Genomic DNA, 22,102 nt, shown 5'->3' with positions numbered 1-22,102 from the left:
TTATGTTTGATTCAATTATGTAATTCAGATGTTTTTTAGCTTAGACTTTAGCTAAAAGCCAAAAAAATTTATTTCCGGGCAGGCATGGAAGCCAACAGATAAGCTATTTCCAGCTTAAGTTGACACCTATGCTACATGAATTGCTCCTACATCTTGCGATATAATTTTGTACCGCATTTGAGTGGGAGCAGCTATAGCTCAACACTCATAACTTTCTCAGATTATCGCGCCGGTAGTTGTGGGTGTGTAGTTGAGTATTTGGCGACGATACCAGAAATCTCCGGGTTGTAAAGCCTCAGATAATTCCAGTAGTTGCCAAATACTTGCCGCACATAATTTTTGGTTTCATCAAAGGGAATCTCTTCAACAAACTCGTCTGGATCTTTTGTAGTTAAAGTTTGCAGCCATTTGGAGACATTGCCGGGGCCAGCATTGTAACTAGCGATCGCCAACAGAGAGTTATTGTTATATTGCTGATGAGTATGATCCAAATACCATGTACCTAGCATGATGTTATCGTTGGAATTTTCTAGGTTTATGGTTTTGAAATCCACCTTGATTTGTGGGGCAATCCATTGAGCGGTACTTGGCAACAGCTGCATTAAACCAGTGGCGTTAGCGCTGGATTTGATTTTTGGCTCAAACCGCGACTCCTGACGGATTAAGGCAGTGACTAACAAAGGATTGAGTTTACGCTCAGTAGACCACTTTTCAATCTCTCGGAGATAGGGAAATGGATAACGGGCTTGCCAGTAGGTAATTTGTTTGCTCAGAGTTTGATATTGGGCCAGTTCTGCGGGGATTTCGCGGTCTTCCAATTTAGAAATTTTGTCAATTCCGATGAGATTTTCTCCCTTAGCCTGCCGCATTAACCCTTCAGTAAATTGCTCTGCTACCGTTGGCTGAATTTTGTTCTGAAATTCTGTTTGCCATTGTAACCAGGCATCGCGGTCTTGACCCAGGAGATATAATTCTTTGAAAGTCTCAGAACCCGCAGGCGGTACTGGACGTTGGGGTGCGATTACTTCTGGGTTCATGGCGCGCACGTTATCAAAGTTGCCAACATTTAGCCCTAGCATGGTTGCGGCTCGCCAAGCATAGTAAGAATAAGGAAACTGGCTAATCACATATTCATAAGCAGTTTTAGACTCCTGCTGCTTGCCTAGTAAAGCTGTCCATTTACCTACCCAAAAGCCTGCTCTCGGAGCCAAAATACTGTTAGGGTTGTTGGTAACAATTGGTTCTGCCCATTGCCAAGCACCGACGTAATCTTTAACATTGGCTTTATCTTGGGCTATTTTCCAGCGATACTCTGCGGCTTCATCAGAATTACCGTATTTAGCTATGAGTATTTGCCACGCGGCGCTAGCTGACTTTTGATCTTTGAGAGTTTGGAGAGTTTTAGCTTTTTGTGCCAGTGCAGTACCAGCAAGTTTTGGAAATTTACTAATTACCTGATCGAGATAGGGTAAGCCGTCTTTCGGGGTTTTTGCGGTTTCTGCTAACCGTAGTAGAGCATTCCCAGTTTCCTCAGCATTGGGAAATTGCTGCACCAATTGTTTATAGGTGGTGATCGCTATTTCTTTATCTTTGCCTCCTACCTGTAACCCTCGTGCGGTACGGTAGAGGTTACGCGATGTTTTGGGTGCTTTGGCATAAGCATTGGCCGCTTTCAGAAATTGACTATTTTCCCAATAGCTTGTACCAATTAGTTCCCAGTTTTCGGGTTTCAAGGTAGGCTGTTTGACTAGCTGATCCAAAACGCCCACTATGCCCGGTTGGTCGTAGGCATAAGTAGCCAAAATCAATTGTAAATTGGGCTGATTGGGATTTTCTTGCAAGCGTTTGCGAATAATTTCCCAAGTTAGAGGATTGCTAGGAAATTGAGCGATCGCGGTTTCTTGTTGCTTCGGTTGAGCAATTAGATATAGCGCTTTCACGCTGGCCGCTTCTTTGGGATACTGTTTTAGCACCCTTTGTCTGAGATCCGAGGCTTTGCCATCCTCACCCAGCATATCTTCTGCCTGGGCTTGTTTCAGCAAAATATAGGGCGCGAGGATGGGATAGTCTTTTTCTAGTCCTTGGAGTAAAACTAGAGCTTTTTTCCCTTGGGTTCTTTCAATGTAATCACTGGCCAAAAGATAACGAGCGCGATTTCGGTCTGGCGATTGCGATTCTTGGGCGATCGCTGCTAGTTTTGCCGCCCGTTCTGGCAGCGATTGTGATATCAGTGGAAAGACGGCTGATTGAGCCTTACTCGCCTCTGATGTTTGCTCCGTTTTATTTTGACTCAGTTTGAGCCATTTCCCTAGAGATTTGCCGATCTCTGGTGCTGATACCATTGCCCCAGCTAAAAAGGCAAACAGTGCTGCACCCGCAATTATCGAAATTTGCTTTTTCTGTAGTTTCTTCAGCATGAATACCCGCTGAAAAGTTCCGGTGAATTTCTTGAAACTCTAACACTCCTAACCATCAGTGTTACCAAATTTTAATTTTAGATTTTTCATTTTATGTAGAAAAATACTAATTTTCAATCCTACAATTGGCGGTATTGAGTAATTAGCACATATTAGATACTATTACATCTACCTTGGGTATATCATAAATGCAATTCGTCGCCACCACTTGGTAGTGAAAACCCAATCCCCAGTTCCCAGTCCCTTTAATTACAAGCGATCGCTTCTCGAAATTCTCCTGACAATGCCCCTCAAGAGTGCTGAGTAATGAGTAATGAGTAATGAGTAATGAGTAATGAGTAATGAGTAATGAGTAATGAGTGCTGAGTAATGAGGTGAGATTCCTCACTCAGCATGGGCTAAACCTTAGCTATCCGCTAACGGAACTGTTTTGCCCAATGCCCAATGCCCTTATACAATCCTCTGAGCTTTTATCGGAATCTCAATCACAAATTTTGTGCCTTTCCCCACTGTGGATTCACACCAAAGATTACCACCATGCTTCTGGGTAACAATTTGATAGCTCATAAACAAACCCAAGCCAGTGCCCTTACCAACGGACTTAGTGGTGAAAAAAGGATCGAATAATTTAGAGCGAATCTCTTTAGGAATGCCTATGCCGTTATCAGAAATTATAATCTTCACTTGATTATTATCGATTTGACGAGTCTTAATCCAGATGGTATTTGGGTTGGCTAAAATATCTGGGAACGAACGCCCTTGATTAGATTCTTCTAATCCATCAACAGCATTATTCAAAAGATTCATAAACACTTGATTCAGGGAGCCAGCATTACATTCAATCAGTGGTAACTGACCATATTCTTTAATTAGCTGGATCTGCGGACGATCGCTTGTCTCTTGCAATCGATGTTGCAAAATCACCAAGGTACTATCAATCCCTTCATGAATATCTACCGCTTTCAATTCGGCTTCATCCAAGCGCGAGAAGTTCCGCAGCGACACTACAATAGTACTAATCCGCTCAGTACCAATTTTCATAGAATCAAGAATGTTGGTCAGGTCTTCTTGCAAAAATTCCAGTTCAAGTTTATCTAATTCTGTGTGCAGGGTTTGAGGTGGATTAGGATAATGCTGTTGGTAAAGTTGCAATGCTCTAAATAAGCCTTGAATATATTCAGAAAGATGAGTCAAATTGCCATAAATGAAATTAACCGGGTTATTGATTTCATGGGCAACTCCTGCTACCATCTGGCCCAATGCAGACATTTTTTCACTCTGAATCATCTGCAATTGAGTCCGTTTGAGTGTTTGTAGGGCTTGCTTTAAAGTCGTATTTTTTTCATTCAATTCTTCAGTTCTTTCCTGGACTCGAACTTCCAGATTTTCATTAGTTTTAGCTAATTCGGCAAAAGCTAAACGCAGCTTGGTTTCTGCTTGTGTTCGTTCTGCGATCGTTGCTGTCAGCACGAGAATGGTGAGTGTAATCACGCCAATAAACGATTGTAGCTGCATCAAAGATTGGTTGAGATCCTCACTGACAAAACCACCTTTGCCATTGACGGTTGCGATGACTGCGATCGCTGCCACAATAAAAGTTAATAGCGTTGCCCCTGGTTGTCCCAATCGAAAAGCAGACCAGATCAACGTCGGAATCAACATATATTCCAGGTGATATCCTTTACCAAAAGCAACTTTGGTGATGAGAATGACCAACCCCATCAGGATAACAGCCTCTACGATTAACCAGAATTTTAAAAGGTTTCCTGGAGATTGGGGAAGGTGGGGCCCCCTCTGGGGATAAGGGGTAATGGGGATTGGGGAAGGTGAGGCCCCCTCTGGGGATAAAGGGTAATGGGGATTGGGTAATGGGGATGCAGACTTCAAGCAAATCTTAAAAAAATTTCTTTCCCGATATCCAGTACTCAGCAAAGAGTCCCGGAAAACTAATTCTTCCCCAACTTGCTGGGTGCGACTCGTTGAACTAAGAGATAACCATTGCCTGATTGGATGTCGGTTTTTTTGAATGAATTGTCCCCAACTAAGCAGAATTGGGGTGACGATAAAAATTCCCGAAACATTAGAAATCCACCAGGTTAACCAGACTGTCCCATAAGCTGGCCAGGGAACTTTACCACTTAGCGCCAAGCAAGCCACTCCTACAGTTGCATTGATCGTTGGCCCCACCATGCCAGTTAAGATCAAAAATTTGAATACGTCGGGAACACGTTCTAAGGGATGGTGAAAGTTGGTAGTTTTCCGCAGCAGGAAACTACCCAAGAGAGTCCCTAGAGTTGTGCCGATCGCAATTCCCAAAACTGGCAATGTGGAAATCACCAAGGATAAGAAACTTGTGGGATCTCGGAATGCCCAGAAATTGGCGAGAAATGAACCAAGCAAAACACCATACCCGATCCAGCTACCAAACAACAGAACAGCCCCGGCAGCAATTCCATCAGGCGGCCAAACTGGAGTCACATTCTGAGGTGTGGAGGCAAGATGCCGCGAAATTTCAGCCATTCCATAGTAGGCGATCGCTAAAACAACACTGCCTCCAATTTGCCTTAGTGGATGAGGGACTATAGAGGATTTTTGTTGAATCATCTTTTTAATGGCTGCTTGATATCAACGTTGCTTATATTTACATAGAGTGCCCTTTTCCCTTAAGGTTGCAACAGAAAGCAGGCATAAAAGTGGTTTAAAAATAACTGACTGTTAACCGTGGTGGGAAAGCTGTCCGCAGTCTGCTAGATTAAAAATCACGCCTGATGTGAATTAAAAATGTTCCTTGTCTCATAGGCATTTTGAGGGTTGGTCAAAATTAAAGTGTTTTAAACCACTGACTAGATGACAAGGGTTTCACAACTTAATTCACATTAGACTGAATTCTGAATTCTTAGTTTCTCTGATTATCCAGTCCTTTAAAATTGTAATTTTTGAATTGGTATTTTTCGAGCAACTCTTTAACTTGAGTGGCTACCAAAGGATGTGTATCTTTCTGTAACTGGGGGAGGATTTGGAGGAGAACGCGATGTGAAACCATATTCAAGTATGCGATCGCAGCTTCTCTAACAAAGCCGGTTGGATGACGCAAACTCACTAATATTTCAGAACTGGTCAATCGGATACGGGTAACTTGAGCATAATGAAAACAGCAAGCTAGACACCAGTCAGAAAGGAAATTACCCAACATCAGCAATCTGTGGAGGCGATCGCTAACTACCATATTCTCATATTCGACAAGCTTGGCTTCGATCAGATGTTGCAATTTTTCTGACTGCGGTCGGTTATCTAATATATTCAGCAACAAAGACTTTGAAGACAAAGTTACCGTATGCTCTAAGATTTCTAACCCCCGCGCTAAGTTTACCACTGAGGGCGATCGCAGATTGAAGGATGCTGCCTGCATCTTTTCTGGTGAGTAAAGCAGTCTCAATAACAGTAGCACCCGCTCTTTGACATCCAATTCCAATTCTAAAAGGGCACGTTGCAGTAACTCAGAGACAATGACAATCCTCTCACCAGATTGATAATTTTCTTTTTGGTCTACTGCTTGGAAGTCAATGTATGCGGCGTAAATTTCACCTAAAAATTTTAATTCCTGCTTGATTAAATTTTCTACCCGACTTTCATAAAATCGATCTACTAAACCTTTAATTCCTGGTTGTTTGTGTATTTTTAGTAAGCTGCGAAGAATATGATCCCTTGTAGTACCCCAGGATATCTCCAAGTTTTCCCATAAAGCATCCAAAGCTTCTTGAGTGCCGACTTGAGCAATGGTGCGCCAAGCATACATCCGCACTACTTCTGGTTTGTAAATATTCGTAGCTAACCGCAACAGCATTTCTAAAGCTTCATTTTCTAGTCGCGTTAAGGCTGACATTGCTGTGCTGCGGGTTGATTTGTAATAAAGTGCTGCAATCAGTGCCGAATAGTACTCTTCTAAATGGGTTGCTGCAATCATTTCCAAGACAGCACAGCGCACCCGTAATGACTCATCTTGTAATAAATTCGGGATGTGAATCCGCAACGCCTGTAAATAAACTGCTTCTCTCAGCGCTCTAACTCCATTTATCCGTTCGCGTTCTTGCTTATGAGTCAGCATCCGGCGCATAGTTTGGGTAGCAACTACCTTTTGCATAGCCGTTCCCTGGCGTAAGACTAAAGCAGCGGCGGTGGCGCGGATGAGTGAATTTTGCCGGGGGTTCAGGTATTCTTCTAGGAGGCCTAAATTGGGATTTGGTTCAGCTAGCCAAACGTAACGTAGCGCTAAGGCAAAAACTTCGGGGCTAGTTTCTTGGGTTTGTTCTAATAAAGGACGAATGTCGGCTAGATAAGCCGGATTTGCGCCTCCCATCAGCATCACCTCCAAACTTTGGCGTTGCAAATCTGGGGTTAACTTGACTAATAAAGGTGCTAAAATTTCGGCAGATCCAAGGGAGTCCATTTGGGCTAAAAGTTCAATGCAAGAGCGTTTATCAGCCTCACTGCCTTTTTCTGCCAAAGCTTTGATTACTCCCTGCTTGAAGAATCGTAAGCCCATATTGGTTGCACTTAACTGACCCCGCGCCACACTTAAGACTAACAGTTCAACGTAGCGCGAGCGCAATTCCCAAACTACTGTTAAACAAGTACCAGTAATCAGCATTGTTTCTGCTACTAACACCCACTTTTGCAGTGATACGGGTACAAACCGTCCACAAAATAATAGAGTTGCAAAAATTAGCGCACCTGTCAAACCTGTGGCGATCGCTTCGGCGGTTCCACCAGATAAAGTCTGCATCCGGCTGCGTATTCCCTCTGGAATCGGTTGGTACAGGATGGGGCCACTACTCATCACAAAGGTGTAGCGCAGAAGTTCATCAAAGAATTTAACAATTACCAAACCCCAAAAAAAGCTTTGTGATTGGATGGCTGGAATTAAATGCAGCAATATCAGCACACCCGGTAGTGACAAACCAACGGTAATTGGTAAAAGTGTAGCAGTGAAAAATACCCCCATTCTTTCGATGAGTCGGCTAGAAATAAACCACTGCAACAACAACTCACACAGTCCCAACGTCCCACCAAACAGACCCAAGAAACTGGCGAGTTCTCGGTCGTCCAAATTGGATTGGAGTTCGCGCAAATACTGAAAGTCTATTAACAACCCAATGACTTGCAACAGACCAACAAAAGCAAATAACTGCCACACATACCGCTTCAGTGGACTTTTAATGAAACGCTGACGTGAAGCTTGTTCTTCAGGAATTAGTCTTTGTGGGGTTTCAGGAAAAGCTGCTCGATAGTGATGAGTTAAATAGTATAAAATCCCCGATCCGAATAAAATCACTACACAAGAGATGAGGACAATCCTATTTAGCGTGGTGTATTGTACTAGCCAAGGCAAACTAAAGCCACTGATTACATCTGCGACCAAAAGACCACTACTCACCAATGGATAAGTGCGCTTAATCTCCCGAATGTTAAATAGTTGGTTGGCGACAATAGAGATGTTGAGGTCGTTAACTACATAAAGTGCATCTACCCACAGCCGCAGCAGAAATACCGAAATAATTGCCAGGTAGGAAAAATGAGACCCCCAACGTAATACAATTAATAAAACTAATGGCACTAACATACAGGGTGCGATCGCCACAATCACCCGACGTAACGGAAACATCTTTTGCAGACAAGAGTATAAAAAAACTAGTCCAGCACTCATCGCAGCACTAGCAATATACATCCACGGCAGCAGATGAGTCCCATACTCATCTAAAAATAGCGCCACCGTACTGTCCTCTGCCCAGCGCAGTCCTACACATACAGTTGTGTAAAAAAGAAACATTAGCTGAGTTCGTTCGCTCTCCTCTGGCCGGAGATTCACCCACTGTAGTAATCGTGTTAGAACACTTTTATTTGCAGCCAACCAGTAATTTTTCAGTTCCATGCAGTTTTAGTTTCTGGTAGTATCACCGTTTCAGGAGGCAGAATAGCGCAGCGTAGGGGTAGGAGTCTTTAAATTTTTAATTTTTAATTTTTAATTTTTAATTGATTTCTACCCCATCTCCTGGAAATAGCAAAAGTCCTGAGCGACTGAGTATTATGTTTCCCACTCAGCCTTCAGGACTATCGATTTGAGATAAATTTAAATTGTTTTAGCTCTCTCCATAGTGCGTAGGTTTTGCCTAAGAAAGCACTGCGGGGTAGGTTGGGTTGAGGTTTTTTGATGAAAATTTTAGATCGCTAAAGATGCGATAAATCGCCGTCAAGAGACTTCCAAATCAAAAAATATCAATTACTCTTGTGGGGTGGGCATCTTGCCCGCCATACAAACTGGGCGGGCAAGATGCCATTAGTGTCAACTTAAGGTTAAAACCCATTTGTCAACGATGGGTTTTGTGAGTCACGAAGTATAAAAGTGAACTCATTCTGACTTTTATACGCAAGCTGGGAGTGATGCTAATAAACAAAGCATTAATAGTCCCTGAAAAAGTTCGTTTTTTGCCCCTTTCAAACCAAACTTTTAAGCATAAATGCTTATTGACATAATTAGTTTGAGCTTAACTTGACACCTATGGCAAGATGCCCACCCCACAATATTAGATAATTTATTTCTTGGAGTTCCCCAAAAAAATGACAAAATCCCCTGGCTATAGAGTCAGGGGATTTCCAAACTTGGTCTATTAAACAGTTAGAAAATTATTTTTTGGGCGAGATGAGCATCATCATGTTTCGCCCTTCTTTTTTTGGCGCTTGTTGAAGTTCACCAAAAGGCTCCAAATCAGTTGCCATTCGCTTGAGCAAATCTTCTGCTAAATCGCTGTGTTGAATTTCTCTACCCCGAAACATCACAGTCGCTTTGACTTTATCGCCATCTTTCAAAAAGCGCTCTGCTTGTTTAACACGCACATTGTAGTCGTGTTCTTCTATTTTGTAGCGCATCTTAACTTCTTTGACATCAGCGGTGTGTTGCTTTTTCCGGGCTTCCCGTGCCTTTTTCTCCTGCTCAAACTTGTATTTGCCATAGTCCATAATCCGACAAACTGGCGGGTCAGCTTTATCGCTGATTAGCACCAAATCTAGCTCTTTGTCTTCGGCTAGATGTATTGCTTCCTGTGGGGGCATAATTCCCAACTGGGCACCGTCAGTGTCAATGACCCGAATTTTTGGGAAGCGAATTCGTTCATTAATTTGGGGCAGATCGCGAGTTCTTTTCTTCTCAATCACAGACATTATGATTTGTAGGAGCTCTTAATGAAGGATTTAGTGTGGTCTAGATTCGTATGCCTCAGAGGCAAAATACAGAAGTAACTCAAGACTGAAAACGTAGTCTACAGTTCTAGGGTAACTAATCCGTAAAAGACTTGCCTCGTTGTATTTGTCATTCTACTCACTCCGAGATAATTTCTTTGCCATAGTTAATCTAAATTACACAACCCAGACTATGTTAAATATTATTACAATTATTTAGAAATATTTTTTGCGATGTCTACGACGGGCTACGCCTACGCAGTAACAATTAGCTTAGTGGATTAACATCTTTGTCGGGCAGTTTCAACTAATTGTGACATGGTGTAATTTTGCCAGATGCGATCGCTTTATCCAATGCTTAGGCGAAATGTGTCAAGTCGTGGATACTGAGAAGAAATTTTTTTAAGATTTGGTTTGGATCTGAATCCCCAGTCCCCAATCCATTCATAATCGTGATATTTTGTCAAGTCGCCAAACTCCTACTTAACTAGGCAACAGCCTGATGAACGGATCGGGTAAATTAAGATAAGTAAAGAAAACGCTTTGAACTAAATGGCAGCTCTAAGCTTACAAGAAATTTCTACTCAGTTAGAAAGTCCGAATTTACGCGATCGTATGGTAGCCCTTGCTAATCTGCGTAATGTTCCCCCTGAAGATGCAGTTCCTTTGATTAAAAAGGTACTAGACGACGAATCTTTGCAACTGCGATCGATGGCAATATTTGCCCTTGGAATCAAGCCCACACCAGAATGTTATTCAATTTTGGTAAAAATTCTCGAAAATGACCCAGATTATGGTATGCGTGCCGATGCTGCCGGTGCTTTAGGATATTTAGGTGATGCTAGAGCCTTTGAGGCGCTATCGCGGGCATTCTATGAAGATACTGATTGGCTAGTACGCTTCAGTGCGGCTGTTTCTCTAGGTAACATTAAAGACCCTCGTGCCCGTCAAATTCTTCTTCAGGCATTAGATAGTAAAGAAGTAGTGTTGCAGCAAGCTGCGATCTCTGCACTGGGAGAAATTAAAGACATCGAGTCTGTAGATAAGATCCTGCGCTTCGCTCAATCAGATGATTGGTTAGTCAGGCAGCGCTTGGCAGAAGCTTTGGGCAATCTTCCTACTTCCAAAAGTATCTCAGCTTTAAAATACCTGGAAAAAGACAATCATTTCAACGTTGCTGAGGCAGCCAGAATTGGCCTCAAAAAGCTTGAGGAAATAGGCAATCAAGCTTAATATTAAAACCTCCTGCTACCTTTTAATAATAATTAAGTGGGAATTTTAGCATTTTGATGCAGGGTAATTTCATTCATGAATATTGAAGAGTTTTTTCAGTTAAGCGCTGGTAAATGGTTTTCTCATCGTACTAGTCAACATTTGGCTTTTAACCAATCAGAACATAGCAAGTCAGATATCATCATTGAAACGCTGGCATTAGATCATCCAGAAGCGATCAAACTGTGTCAAAAGTATAAAATTAATCCTAGTTCTGCTTCCTGTGCTACCAAAATTACCTGGAACGGCACAACGGAAAAGGATCAAGTGAAACATAGTGGTTCAACTGTGTTAGTTTCCGTACCTGATGCAGATAATCCCACCCAAGGTAAATTACTGCGAGAAATAGTTGATGCCAATAAAACTCCAGTTGCCGGACGCTATAAAATTGACAGTGACGGTGCTTTGATTCTAAGTACAGAAGATGAAAATATATCGTCAGAGGAACGCTTGTGGTTTGCTAGCCCCAATTTACGAATGCGGGTAAATGTCCTCAAGAGTTTTGGAGGATTTAGTATCACTTCTTTCACTTCTGAAATTCGTATGGGTGGCTTTCCACCAGCCGAGAAGGCTTCAGAAACGGCTAATTCAGTATCTAGTTAGCTTGATGACAACATATTCCCTCCAGAAATGGGGGGAATTAACTAGAGATCGATCAGTATTCGGGAATAGGGTTTCACAACTTAATTCACATTAGACGTGAATTAAGAATTTAGGAGTCAGAATAGTTAAAGAATAAGGATAACAGTATATCTGTTGGGTTGCGCTCCGCTCCACCCAACCTACTACATCTAAGAAAGTTCTTTTGTGGACTCTTCAAAAATCCCCTTCGCTTTAGCGCGGGGAAGCTTAAAAGCTATAGCTTCATTCCTTGTTAGCCTAGAGAGTGAAGTGAAGGAGTATTAAGAATATTTATGTACGTACTAATTGGTGGAGCAGGCTTAGTGGGCTTAAGTTTGGCGCAAAAGCTGGTAGAACTAGGACATACTGTTGCTGTAATTGATATTGATCCTATCGCTTGCCGCTACGCCCGTGAACAAGTGGGAGCAATGGCTTTTGAAGGCAGTGCTGTGAGTACAGAAGTATTGTTAGAAGCTGGGATTCGCAAAGCTGGTTCCTTGGCGGCAGTTTTGAGAAGTGATGCCTTAAACTTGGCAATGGTAACTCTTGCGAAACACTACGGTGTAACCCACATTTTAAGTCGGATGCGCCACCCCGATTTTGCCGAACCGTTGCGGATAGCTGGAGCTAACCACGTTATCAGTACTGTTGAACTATCAGTTTCAACAATGGTGAATGCCATTGAGTATCCGCAAGTGGAATCAATGATGCATTTTGAGCAGGGACAGATTGAGGTTCTGAAGCTTTCCATCCCCAACAATTGCTATGTTGCTGGCCGTAGCGTTGCCCAAATTGCTCAGGATTCACAATTTCCTAGTGGTTCGCTAATTATTGGTTATCAATCCCATCCCCACGAAGATTTGATGATTCCTAACGGTAGTACAATACTGGAACCTCATTCAACTGTGCTGATTGTGACTAAACCAGGAAGTTTACATCAAGTTATTGATTTTATTGAACAAAGATGTTGAGCGTAGTTCCTACCTAAACAGTTTATAAGAAGAATTCAGAACTCAGGAGTCAGAATGGGCTAAACCTTAGCTATCCGCTAACAGTATGAATTCTGTACTAGTGGGTAATAGCGCCGGTGGCAAGCGAGTATTTTCGAGTCGCGTCTGAATATTGGTTAAAAGCGAGTGGAATAGTGGGCGAACAAAATTAAAATATTCTCGCCTTAAAACTCCATCTCTTTATGGGTAGAGTATTCTGAATTCTGTATTCTGACTCCTGTTTATTAGGTAGGGTTAGCTACACATATAAAAAAATTGGTGAGTTTTGATGAAGCCGTATCGATATATTTATTTAGCGATCGCTATTATTCTGGCATCTTGTGAAGCAAAAAATATTCCATCCAAGTCACAACCTAGTGCTATTCAAGCAACCCCAGTACAAAAAGCAGTGACGCTGGATAAGAATTTTAAGATAGCTAGCGGTCAAACTCTTTATGTGCCGGTTTATTCTCATATCTATCATTACAATCGCCAGGAGATTTTTGAGTTAGCTGTTACACTCAGTATTCGGAATACAGATTTGACCAATCCAATTATTATTACTTCTGTGCGCTACTACAACTCAGAAGGGAAATTAGTGAAGCAGTATTTAGAGCGTCCTATTCAACTTGATGCCCTGGCTTCTACAGATTTTTTTATCAACAGAAATGATACCAGTGGAGGTTTAGGCGCAAACTTTATTGTCGAGTGGGTAGCCCAAACAGAAATATCCGAACCCATAGTAGAGGCAGTCATGATTGGTACTGACTTTCAACAGGGAATTTCCTTTGTTAGTCCTGGTAGAGTAATTAAAAGCCAAAAGAACGATCAGCGATCGCCGTTAAAATAATTCGTAATTAAGTTTCCTCATTCCTAGTCTCCACGAAACACTAATTATTGTAGAGACGGCGATTCATCGCGTCTCTTGTCAACCTCACAAAACTCAAACCATGCCCAATCCCCAATCCCTAATCGTCTTCCAATTTCAACAATTGTTCATCAAGAATTTGTATCCGCCCACGCACAATTTCTTCCGAGAGAATTCGCTTTCGCATTGCCTCATTGAGCGCTCCTTTTTCTGCCAAGAGTAAACGTCGACGAATAGCTTCAAGTTTACTGCTCTTGCCACTTCTACCTTCTACCTCATCAGGGCGACGATTATATAGTTCCCGTAGCGTCTTTTCTGCACCGGCAATTCGTACCTGGTAAGCTGAACGCATCTCCTCATAAACGGCTTTTGGTAACACCCCTGATTTCAACAAGCTATCTAATTCATCTTGTGCTGCCTTACCCGTCATCAACTGGGCTTGTAATTCTTCAACCTGTTGTTGAACTTCCGAAAATTTAGTTAACTTTAAGCGTTTTACCACCCAAGGCAAACTTAAACCCTGTCCCACTAACGACACCAGCACACAGCCGAAGACTATAGCTATCAAAACTTCTCGCCCTGGCAGTGTCGTAGGTAAGCTCAACGCCAGAGCCATTGACAGCGAACCTTTAATGTTGCCTAAAAACAACAAATGTTGCCAGCGTAGCGGAATTGGGCGGTCAATCCAACGAATCCCTGCTAGCAACGGATACACTGTCAGAACTCGCCCGACTTGATAAGCCAAAACTGCAAGTAGAATTGCAGGTAAAGTTCTCCAGAGCGTTACCAAGTTTATTTCTACACCAATTAACAGAAAAATAAAGGTGTTGACAGTAAAACTGGCATATTCCCAAAAACTCAACAAGGTGATGCGACTAGAAGCAGAAGTATTGCGAGAAAGTCCTAGATTCCCGAAAATTAATCCAGCGACAACTACAGCCACGGGGCCTGATACACCAAGAAATTGCCCAGCCTGAAAAGTTCCTAATGCAACTGCAACTGTCAGTAAAAGACTGCTAAGAGCATCATCTAAACGAGCGAATACAGGTATACTCAAGTACCCTAAAACTAACCCGACAACGCAGCCTCCTAGAGAGATAAATACCAGTTTTTGGATTCCCTCTAGAAATGTGAGTGAGCCTGTTGAATATACTTGCACAATCAGGTTGAAGGAAACTAGGGCAGCGGCATCATTAAATAAAGTTTCTCCTTCAACGATGGTAGAAAGGCGAGATGGTACTGGTATATCCTTAAAGACGGCAATCATAGAAACTGTATCAGTGTTTGCCAGAATTACTCCGACAAATAACGCAGGTATCCAATCCAGCCCCAGCCCAAATTTTAACAGGACGGCAATAATACCACTGGAAAGCAAAGCCCCAGGCCCAGCTAATAGGGCAATTGGTTTAAAGGTGCTGCGTAGGCGGCTAACATCAGTATTAATACCAGCTTCAAAGATGAGAATTGGTAAAAAAAGATCCAAAACAAGGGTTGGACTTAAACCAATCCGACGAGATAATAGCTCAGTAATTGGTAAACCTGCTAATACTAAACCCGTAACATAAGGGATTCGCAGCCGTCGGGACAGCAGGGCAACACCTGTAGCAACAAGTAAGAGAATAATTGAAACTTTGACTAATTCTGTAACATCCACTATTGCGTTTTGGAAAATTAATTTGACTTGACTGATAGATTCTCCCCTCATTCATGCCAAATTAGCAACTTGAGGATGTGGATTCGGGACTGAATGGGGCTGCAATCCCAGCAGTTAACCGAGAGTATAGGCGATCGCTACTGCTAATATAAAAATTTGTAGATAAATCTAGACAATCTTTCCTCTAACCCTCAGTATTAACATCAAACAGCGATCGCCTTAGGGAACTCCAAGAAATAAATTATCCAATATTGTGGGGTGGGCAACATGAGCGCCCATTCTATAGGGCGGGCGAGACGCCCACCCCACAAGAGTTGATTAAATATTTTTTTATTTGGAAGTCCCTTAATCTTTTTTAAGATTTCCCAATCCCCAATCCCCAGTCCCCAATCTATCGACACTCAAAAATATCGGTGAGCGTGATGCCAAAAATCATCCTGCATCAATGGGAAGTTTCTCCCTTTTGTAACAAGGTTCGTAAGATTCTTAAGCACAAGCATCTCGCCTATTCTGTTGTCAACTATAACGGTCTGCTGGCAGTAGGAGCTTCTCGATTGTCATCTGTGGGCAAGCTTCCCGTGATTGAATACGATGGTGAGAAGATTCAAGACAGCTCGGAAATTGCAGAATTTTTGGAAGCCCGACATCCAGAACATCCACTTTACCCCGCAGATAGTAAAGATTTAGCACAAGCCTATTTGTGGGAAGACTGGGCAGATGAATCGTTGTACTGGTTTGAAGTATATTTTCGCTTCCGCTATCCAGATGCTCTCCAGTTAGCGACTAGCTTATTATGCAAAGGACGATCAAAGTTTGAGCAAGTAATTTTTGCTCCTCTGGCTCGCTACACCTACGAAAAGCAATTGAATGCTCAAGGAATTGGTCGTATCGACAAGAACCGCGTTGAAAAAAAGTTTTTCAACCATCTCGGCAACCTTGATACTATCCTCAGCAAGCAAGATTGGTTAGTGGGAAGCCATCAGAGCATAGCGGATTTAGCTGTCGCTGCCCAAATAGATGAGATACTTCGCACTAGTCCGCTTAAAGAGCGGATTTTATCATATTCTCATGTTAAAGATTGGTTTGAACGCATCCAATCGTAATTTTGCGGGTTGTTTTTCTACACTCAATACGGTTCGCTTAAGGTTTTTTGATGAAAATTATAGAGCGCAAAGAGCCGATGAATCATTATAAAGACGCGATAAATCGCCGTCTCTACAAAACGATTGATTTATTGTAGAGACGGCGGTTCATCGCGTCTCTTGTCTGAACCGAACTAAAAACCGTGTGTGAATCTGAGTAAGGGTTTGAGTTTTAGAGGTAAGTTGGGTTGACGAACGAAACACAACATTTTCAGCGATTTATTGGGTAACACGAATGTTCAACCCAATCTACAAATCTTCCAAACCTACGCAGTATTGTGTTGCATCTGTGACATAGGTAATGAACGCATTTTCCTTGGGCTAGATGTTCTTCTGGGCTGCTCCTAATTTATTTCTTGGAAGTCCCACACCCCACACTCCTCTTCCCCTGTGAAGCCTACACTATGCGTGAGAAATCCGGGTGTCCCCTGCCTCCTTTAAATTCGGTCAATGTCTAAAGCTTTAATGCGCGGTAATTTTTTTTGTAACAAACTTATGCAAAGCTGTAAGAGAAAAATGCCTTGTTAAAGATTATCTATGAGCATCCGTAAAGTCTCTACTACACCCTTAAGCGATCAAAAGCCTGGTACTTCTGGGCTGCGGAAAGCAGTTAACACTTTTCAGCAGCCCCACTACCTGGAAAATTTTGTCCAATCCATCTTCGATTCTGTCGGGGATTTGCGGGGACAAACCTTAGTTGTGGGTGGTGATGGGCGTTATTACAATCGCCCAGCCATTCAAATCATTTTGAAAATAGCAGCGGCCAATGGCATTGGGCGGATTAAAGTTGGTCAAAAGGGGATTTTGTCTACTCCGGCAACTTCCGCTATTATTCGCAAGTACCAGGCTATTGGCGGCATCATCTTGTCTGCTAGTCATAATCCGGGCGGGCCAAATGGTGACTTTGGTGTGAAATATAACATTAGCAACGGTGGCCCAGCACCGGAAAAGGTGACAGAGGCGATCTACGATCGCACTAAAGTAATTGATAGCTACCAAATTCTGGAAGCACCAGATGTAGATTTAGAAACCTTGGGTGAGTCACATTTGGGAGAGACGGTAATTGAGGTGATTGACTCTGTACATGATTATCAAGAATTAATGGAGTCGCTATTTGATTTCGATCGCATTCACCAACTGTTAGCAAGGGGAAATTTTCGGATTAGCATCGATGCCTTACATGCGGTGGCTGGCCCCTATGCCCATGCCATTTTCGAGCAACGTTTAGGCGCACCAGTGGGAACTGTGCAAAATGGTACACCTCTAGAAGACTTTGGGGGCGGACACCCTGATCCAAATCTGGTTTATGCTCATGATTTGGTGGATATTTTGTACGGCGAGAATGCGCCCGACTTTGGAGCAGCTTTTGATGGAGATGGCGATCGCAATATGATCTTAGGGCGTAAGTTCTTTGTCACACCTAGCGATAGCCTGGCAGTGTTAGCCGCAAACGCCAAGCTAGTTCCTGGTTATAGTTCGGGTTTAGCAGGGGTAGCGCGATCGATGCCTACTAGTCAAGCAGTAGATCGAGTTGCGGCTCAAATTGGCATTGAATCTTATGAAACTCCCACTGGCTGGAAGTTTTTCGGCAATCTTTTAGACGCACGTAAAGCTACTCTTTGCGGTGAAGAAAGCTTTGGTACCGGCTCTAACCATATCCGCGAAAAAGATGGGCTATGGGCTGTTCTCTTTTGGCTGAATATCCTAGCAGTTCGGCAGCAATCTGTTGAGCAGATTGTCCGGGAACACTGGCAGACTTATGGACGCAATTATTACTCTCGCCATGACTATGAAGAGATAGAGACAGCACCAGCCAATACCTTAATCGAAAGACTGCGTTCTTTACTACCAAACCTTAAAGGTAAGCAGTTCGGTAACTATCAAGTTGAATACAGCGATGACTTTAGTTATACCGACCCTGTTGATGGCAGTATTAGCGAAAAACAAGGTGTTCGCATTGGCTTTACCGATGGCTCCCGCATTGTGGTGCGACTTTCTGGTACTGGTACTCAAGGTGCGACTCTGAGAGTTTACCTAGAAAGCTACGAGCCAGATCCCGCCAAACATGACCTCGATCCACAGCAAGCACTTGCTCCTTTAATCAATATTGTTGAGGAGATAGCCCAGATCCGCGAATTGACAGGACGAGAACAGCCAACTGTAATCACTTAGTACCGCAAGGCGGAAGTCAAAAGTTAAAAGTCTACGAAAATCGGCGGGAATCCCATCGAGGATTCGCGTTGGTGTACCCACCGTAGTTAGCACAATATTAAAATGCCTGCGACATAGCCGCAGGCAATATTGAGATAGAAAAAGCTGGGTTACTATTTTAAGGCTATAGCGGTTCCCACTCAAATGCGGTACAAAATTAGATCGCAAGGTGTAGGGGCAATTCATGTAGACGCAAAGCGGCTTTCCGCAGGGTATTGCTCCTACAGGTTTACCTCACGTGAATGAGAACCGCCATAGAATTTATTCCTAGCCTTTTAGACATCTCCAGAAATTAAAGATGCGTTACCCAGAACCCTTTTAGAGGCGTAGCAGTGCTACCTCAAAACAATTCTTTTTCACCAGATGTCTTTTGTGTTTAAGGCATTTCAGTAATGAGGATATTTAGTAAACCATTTATTTAAGAGCTGCTAAAGTCCGGTGCCCAATTATTCCGTCTGCTCTTAATCCTTTAGACTTCTGAAATTTGATTACTGCTGCACGAGTCTTATTATCAAACACACCATTCACACTTGCTGTATAGAATCCTTGCTGCTTTAAAGAATTCTGAGCAGTTTTTACTGTCTCTCCTCGACTACCTACTGTCAGTACATTACTACGCCTTGCTATACTCCTAGACTTTTGCTTGGCAACAGCATTAGTTTTTTTAATCGTCTTTTTTTGCCCAGTACTTTGGGCGACGTAGGTAGTAGTAGCCGGATTTTGACTTTTATGATTGCTTAAAGAGAAAGCAGGCAAAGCAGTAGCTAGAGTTAGAGCAGGGAGTAAAGCAAGTACTTTCCAATTCATCTTCTTGTTCCTTCTAAACTATATGAAATTTTGCAATTTTGATTTGAAGAGTCATCTTCATAAGGGCCTGTGCCTGAAGTGATTCTCTTCGGTAGACTCTGGCGTGTGGGTTGAGCATAAGACTACTTCCGAAGCCAGAGCTATAGCATCACACGTCATATTGACAAAGTTATTGCAAAATTGTGACAAAAGCATGACTAAATATATTAAAATTTATGTCGGACGAGGTTGCACTCTTGATTTATGAGAATTTACCTAAGCTGGATTTAGATACCCGACTTCTTGAAGAAGCCAGCTACCTGAGTAGTAACTTTGCGATTGTTCTCGCAGCAGGTAAATCTACTCGTATGGGTACTTGTAAAACTTCACTCCCTTGGCATGAAGGTAAAACATTATTAACTTATCAACTAGAACAGTGGTTAAGTGTAGCTTTTAACCCTGTAGTAGTTTTAGGTTTACACAATAGCAATAAACAAAAAATTTGCCTGATGGCAGTTTAGCTGTAATTAACTTTCATACCAATTTCGATAAAACAACTTCTCTGCTCACAGCGTTGCAATATATTCCCTCAAGCTTTGAAGTCTTAGCAATTTCAGCAGTCAATCAACCCAGAAAATCAGATATTTACCAGAGACTACTATTAGCACACCAAGACAATTCAGCAGTGATTACTGCACCAAAATATCAAGGTAAAATTGGACATCCATTGTTATTTAGTAATCGGATGCGAGCGCACTTACAAAATATCCCTTAAGAAAGCTTAGGTTTACGCCAAATTATCAAATAATTTTATCCAGTAATTCATCAAGTTAAATTTGATAATCCGGCTGTGCTATTAGACATTAATACACCGGAAGTATATCAGGAACACCTGCATAATCTGGGGTAGCAACATATTACTAAGAAGATTCTCAATCTCTTAACTACTGCGGAGTTTTTGTAGGAACTCTCAGGCTAAAATTTCAGGTTGTTTCATACAACGAGAGAAAATTGAATTGGGGACTGGGGACTAGTACCGCAAGGCGGAATTAAAAATTAAAAATTAAAAATTAATACAGCGTAAGCGTCTTATTGATTTGGAATGGGTGGTTTATTTACGCCGTGTTGTACTAGCAACTAGGAAGATAAATATGTGGATTAGCGAAGTCTATCCTTCCCAACAAAATGCTAGGCGTAGAGTCTTCGAGCGAGGCTTGAAAGAGATTTTTTACCCAGTCCCCAGTCCCCAGTCTCCAGTTCCTAACACCTGAGAATGTCGGGTTGAAATCAAGTTAATACAAATTATAGCTATTTTTAAGTCAAGAAACTACGCACTAGGGGACAAACGAAAACTGCTGTAAATTTCTATGAGTGTTTAAATTTAAGAAAATAAGGAAAAAAATATGAATAATTCCGCTAAAGTCTTATTTAAAAGAAACTTTATAATTTTTACTAATGAATATAGAAGAAGCACTAGCAACTTTAGACACATTTCTTGAACATGGCTTAAGTGATGTTCAGGAAATAGTCTTTCGTAAAGCTTGGGAAGGACAAACTTATCCAGATATCGCCGAAAGCTGTGGTTATGATGCAAATTACATCAAAGATGTGGGTTCTAAGTTATGGAAGTTACTTTCACAAGCTTTTGGGGAGGAGGTAACAAAAAGTAATTTTCGATCAGTTTTAAGACGGCGATCGCAAAGCGGAGTTTTGTTAGAAAAGTTACAAAGTGTGCCAGCAGTCTTGAGGCAGTCTCAGCAAATAAGCAGAGGGAAAAAGCCACTGGAGATTCTCTCTAATCATGGTGGAATATCAGGCTCTTTTTTGGTTATAGGAAAGCAAGACAAGAGAAAAAATTCAGTTCTTAATCCTGACTCCTTAGAACTTCCTGGTGGCTCAGTGCCGCTTAATTCCTCTTTCTACATCAAGCGTCCGCCAATTGAAGAACGCACATATACCGAAATCAAGAAACCTGGTAGCCTAATCAGAATCAAAGCCCCCAGTAAAATGGGAAAAACGTCTCTAATGCACAGAATTCTGACTCATGCTAAACAGACTGGAGTACACACTGTACAGATCAGTTTACAGAGGGCAGATAGTCAAGTTTTCACTAGCTTAGAAAAATTCTTACGATGGTTTTGTGCTAACGTCAGTCGGCAGTTAAACCTAGAAATCAGACTAGATGATTATTGGGATGATGATATTGGCAGCAAAGTTAGCTGCACATTGTATTTACAGGAGTATTTGCTAGAGAAAATTAATGCTCCGATAGTCTTAGCTCTAGATGAAGTAAATCGAATTTTCGAGTATCCAGAAATCTCTCGCGACTTTCTCCCACTACTGCGCTCTTGGTATGAGGATGCCTCCGAATTAGAAATCTGGCAAAAACTTCGATTAGTAGTAGTTCATGCCACTGAAGCTTATATCCCGTTAGATATTAATCAATCCCCTTTCAATGTAGGACTACCGATTAAGTTACCAGAATTTAGTTTAGAGCAGATGCAAGAATTGGCAGTGCGTCATGAATTGGATTGGGCTAAAGGTGAGAAAGGATTGCAAAAGCTGGCTCCTCTACTAGCAATGATTGGTGGTCATCCCTATCTAGCTCGTCTGGCTCTTTACAACCTGGGACATCAAGCAGTAACCCTAGAACAACTACTAGAAGAAGCTCCCACAATAGCGGGCATCTATAGTAACTATTTACGGCATCATCTAACTAATATCCAAGACCATCCTGAATTAGCGACAGCGCTAAAACGAGTAGTTACATCTCCAACCAGTATGCAGTTAGAAGCGATCGCAGCCTATAAATTAGAAAGTATGGGTCTGGTAAAACTGGAAGGAAATCAGGCAATGCCTAGCTGTGAGTTATATCGGCTATATTTCCGAGAGCAATTAATTTAAATGCT

15 protein-coding genes are annotated in these 22,102 nt (G+C 42.1%); 9 read left to right on the top strand and 6 right to left on the bottom strand.

What is annotated here, in order from left to right; all coding sequences use genetic code 11:
* Positions 1 to 221: 221 nt before the first annotated feature.
* The 4 genes from V7L31_RS21540 to infC all read right to left on the bottom strand — a co-directional run bounded on the left by V7L31_RS21540 (position 222) and on the right by infC (position 9,632).
* The gene (locus V7L31_RS21540) at positions 222 to 2,417 is read right to left on the bottom strand and encodes a lytic transglycosylase domain-containing protein (RefSeq protein WP_334698144.1); all 2,196 of its coding nucleotides are present in this window, start codon (positions 2,415 to 2,417) and stop codon (positions 222 to 224) included.
* Between the two features lie 450 nt (positions 2,418 to 2,867).
* On the bottom strand, positions 2,868 to 5,021 hold the full coding sequence (locus tag V7L31_RS21535) for an MASE1 domain-containing protein (protein ID WP_334698143.1): 2,154 nt from the start codon (positions 5,019 to 5,021) through the stop codon (positions 2,868 to 2,870).
* Positions 5,022 to 5,313: 292 nt separating this feature from the next.
* Positions 5,314 to 8,346: an MFS transporter gene (locus V7L31_RS21530; protein WP_334698142.1), complete on the bottom strand. Its 3,033-nt coding sequence runs from the start codon at positions 8,344 to 8,346 to the stop codon at positions 5,314 to 5,316.
* 752 nt (positions 8,347 to 9,098) lie between these two features.
* Positions 9,099 to 9,632 carry a translation initiation factor IF-3 gene (gene infC / locus V7L31_RS21525; RefSeq protein ID WP_334698141.1) on the bottom strand — a complete coding sequence of 178 codons (534 nt, stop codon included), beginning with the start codon at positions 9,630 to 9,632 and terminating at the stop codon, positions 9,099 to 9,101.
* A 570-nt stretch (positions 9,633 to 10,202) separates the two neighbouring features.
* On the opposite strand from infC, the gene V7L31_RS21520 reads away from it, so the two are divergent.
* The 4 genes from V7L31_RS21520 (at position 10,203) to V7L31_RS21505 (ending at position 13,382) form a co-directional block, all read left to right on the top strand.
* Entirely contained in the window at positions 10,203 to 10,883 is a 681-nt protein-coding gene (locus tag V7L31_RS21520; protein ID WP_334698140.1) for a HEAT repeat domain-containing protein, read from the top strand.
* A gap of 75 nt (positions 10,884 to 10,958) precedes the next feature.
* Positions 10,959 to 11,525, top strand: coding sequence for a phycobiliprotein lyase (locus V7L31_RS21515; protein ID WP_179067935.1), 567 nt, complete (start codon positions 10,959 to 10,961; stop codon positions 11,523 to 11,525).
* A 311-nt stretch (positions 11,526 to 11,836) separates the two neighbouring features.
* Positions 11,837 to 12,514, top strand: coding sequence for a potassium channel family protein (locus V7L31_RS21510; protein WP_334698139.1), 678 nt, complete (start codon positions 11,837 to 11,839; stop codon positions 12,512 to 12,514).
* A 307-nt stretch (positions 12,515 to 12,821) separates the two neighbouring features.
* Complete coding sequence (locus V7L31_RS21505) at positions 12,822 to 13,382, top strand: DUF3124 domain-containing protein (protein WP_334698138.1); 561 nt, start codon at positions 12,822 to 12,824, stop codon at positions 13,380 to 13,382.
* 118 nt (positions 13,383 to 13,500) lie between these two features.
* Here the strand turns inward: V7L31_RS21505 and V7L31_RS21500 are convergent, their stop codons facing one another.
* Complete coding sequence (locus V7L31_RS21500) at positions 13,501 to 15,054, bottom strand: cation:proton antiporter (protein ID WP_334698137.1); 1,554 nt, start codon at positions 15,052 to 15,054, stop codon at positions 13,501 to 13,503.
* Between the two features lie 422 nt (positions 15,055 to 15,476).
* On the opposite strand from V7L31_RS21500, the gene V7L31_RS21495 reads away from it, so the two are divergent.
* A complete protein-coding gene (locus tag V7L31_RS21495) occupies positions 15,477 to 16,157 on the top strand; it encodes a glutathione S-transferase family protein (protein WP_334698136.1) in 681 nt (226 codons plus the stop codon).
* A 576-nt stretch (positions 16,158 to 16,733) separates the two neighbouring features.
* Positions 16,734 to 18,368 carry an alpha-D-glucose phosphate-specific phosphoglucomutase gene (locus V7L31_RS21490; RefSeq protein ID WP_334698135.1) on the top strand — a complete coding sequence of 545 codons (1,635 nt, stop codon included), beginning with the start codon at positions 16,734 to 16,736 and terminating at the stop codon, positions 18,366 to 18,368.
* A 453-nt stretch (positions 18,369 to 18,821) separates the two neighbouring features.
* On the opposite strand, the gene V7L31_RS21485 is transcribed toward V7L31_RS21490, so the two are convergent.
* Positions 18,822 to 19,214, bottom strand: coding sequence for a peptidoglycan-binding domain-containing protein (locus V7L31_RS21485; protein WP_334698134.1), 393 nt, complete (start codon positions 19,212 to 19,214; stop codon positions 18,822 to 18,824).
* A 215-nt stretch (positions 19,215 to 19,429) separates the two neighbouring features.
* On the opposite strand from V7L31_RS21485, the gene V7L31_RS21480 reads away from it, so the two are divergent.
* The 3 genes from V7L31_RS21480 (at position 19,430) to V7L31_RS21470 (ending at position 22,097) form a co-directional block, all read left to right on the top strand.
* Positions 19,430 to 19,714 carry an NTP transferase domain-containing protein gene (locus V7L31_RS21480; protein ID WP_334698133.1) on the top strand — a complete coding sequence of 95 codons (285 nt, stop codon included), beginning with the start codon at positions 19,430 to 19,432 and terminating at the stop codon, positions 19,712 to 19,714.
* Positions 19,696 to 19,968: an NTP transferase domain-containing protein gene (locus V7L31_RS21475; protein WP_334698132.1), complete on the top strand. Its 273-nt coding sequence runs from the start codon at positions 19,696 to 19,698 to the stop codon at positions 19,966 to 19,968. Before V7L31_RS21480 ends, V7L31_RS21475 begins: the two co-directional genes overlap by 19 nt.
* Before the next feature lie 680 nt (positions 19,969 to 20,648).
* Positions 20,649 to 22,097 carry an AAA-like domain-containing protein gene (locus V7L31_RS21470; protein ID WP_334698131.1) on the top strand — a complete coding sequence of 483 codons (1,449 nt, stop codon included), beginning with the start codon at positions 20,649 to 20,651 and terminating at the stop codon, positions 22,095 to 22,097.
* The last annotated feature ends 5 nt before the right edge of the window (positions 22,098 to 22,102 follow it).

It is taken from the genome of Nostoc sp. (assembly GCF_036916655.1).
Lineage (GTDB): Bacteria > Cyanobacteriota > Cyanobacteriia > Cyanobacteriales > Nostocaceae > Nostoc.
This window is presented reverse-complemented; position numbering and strand designations above follow the sequence as displayed.

Excerpts from the sequence above, each read along its gene's own strand:
- V7L31_RS21515 (WP_179067935.1), top strand. The coding sequence starts at position 10,959 with ATGAATATTGAAGAGTTTTTTCAGTTAAGCGCTGGTAAATGGTTTTCT.
- V7L31_RS21520 (WP_334698140.1), top strand. The coding sequence starts at position 10,203 with ATGGCAGCTCTAAGCTTACAAGAAATTTCTACTCAGTTAGAAAGTCCG.
- infC (WP_334698141.1), bottom strand. The coding sequence starts at position 9,632 with ATGTCTGTGATTGAGAAGAAAAGAACTCGCGATCTGCCCCAAATTAAT.
- V7L31_RS21510 (WP_334698139.1), top strand. The coding sequence starts at position 11,837 with ATGTACGTACTAATTGGTGGAGCAGGCTTAGTGGGCTTAAGTTTGGCG.
- V7L31_RS21530 (WP_334698142.1), bottom strand. The coding sequence starts at position 8,346 with ATGGAACTGAAAAATTACTGGTTGGCTGCAAATAAAAGTGTTCTAACA.
- V7L31_RS21535 (WP_334698143.1), bottom strand. The coding sequence starts at position 5,021 with ATGATTCAACAAAAATCCTCTATAGTCCCTCATCCACTAAGGCAAATT.
- V7L31_RS21495 (WP_334698136.1), top strand. The coding sequence starts at position 15,477 with ATGCCAAAAATCATCCTGCATCAATGGGAAGTTTCTCCCTTTTGTAAC.
- V7L31_RS21505 (WP_334698138.1), top strand. The coding sequence starts at position 12,822 with ATGAAGCCGTATCGATATATTTATTTAGCGATCGCTATTATTCTGGCA.
- V7L31_RS21470 (WP_334698131.1), top strand. The coding sequence starts at position 20,649 with ATGAATATAGAAGAAGCACTAGCAACTTTAGACACATTTCTTGAACAT.
- V7L31_RS21540 (WP_334698144.1), bottom strand. The coding sequence starts at position 2,417 with ATGCTGAAGAAACTACAGAAAAAGCAAATTTCGATAATTGCGGGTGCA.
- V7L31_RS21490 (WP_334698135.1), top strand. The coding sequence starts at position 16,734 with ATGAGCATCCGTAAAGTCTCTACTACACCCTTAAGCGATCAAAAGCCT.
- V7L31_RS21485 (WP_334698134.1), bottom strand. The coding sequence starts at position 19,214 with ATGAATTGGAAAGTACTTGCTTTACTCCCTGCTCTAACTCTAGCTACT.
- V7L31_RS21480 (WP_334698133.1), top strand. The coding sequence starts at position 19,430 with ATGTCGGACGAGGTTGCACTCTTGATTTATGAGAATTTACCTAAGCTG.